Source organism: Sutterella massiliensis, assembly GCF_016899755.1.
GTDB lineage: Bacteria > Pseudomonadota > Gammaproteobacteria > Burkholderiales > Burkholderiaceae_F > Sutterella > Sutterella massiliensis.
Window position 1 is genome coordinate 1 of sequence record NZ_JACJJC010000194.1, and the last position, 676, is coordinate 676.

Genomic DNA, 676 nt, shown 5'->3' on the forward strand with positions numbered 1-676 from the left:
CCATTGAAATGAATAATTTATTTCGTGATGAATGAAATGTTTCATACAAAGGAGGAGAAACATGCGAGAACTGAAACGCCGCGAATTCCTGAGTGCGGCGGTCGGCAGTCTTGCCGCCGCAGGGTCGTTCGCCGCCGGCGCGGCCGGCGCAGTCGAACCTTCCTCAAAAAACGACGCCTTCAAGAACGCCGATCATGTGTACGACATCGTTGTGGTCGGTGCGGGTGCTGCCGGCGTCGCCTGCGCCATTGAGGCAAAAGCGCTCGGCGCAGACGTCGTTTTGCTTGAGAAGCACGTTCGTCCCGACGGCAATACGCTCTATTCGTCCGGTCGTCTTTGCTGCGTCGGAAGCCGCTACCAAAAGGACGTCAAGGACTCCGTCGATGCGTTCGTGAAAGACGAACTGCACGAGACGCGAGGCGTCGGCGATGAAAAGTGCCTGCGCGCCTTTGCCGAACTCTCCGGCGAAACGATCGACTGGGTGATCGACATGGGCGTACCGCTTTCGCTCACGAAAAATCTGCCCTTCCCGAACCTCTCCCGCGCCTTCTTCATGAAGACCGACGGCACGACGGGCGGTTCGATCCTGCAGCGCAAGATGATGGCCAAGATGAAAGCGCTCGGCGTGCCGATGCATGTGAGCACGAACGGCGTCGAGCTCATCACGGATGAGACG

1 protein-coding gene is annotated in these 676 nt (G+C 58.3%); it reads left to right on the forward strand.

The features are described from left to right. Window positions 1-61: 61 nt before the first annotated feature. The coding region (locus tag H6A60_RS12125; protein WP_205104984.1) for an FAD-dependent oxidoreductase at window positions 62-676 on the forward strand (615 nt) is incomplete at its 3' end.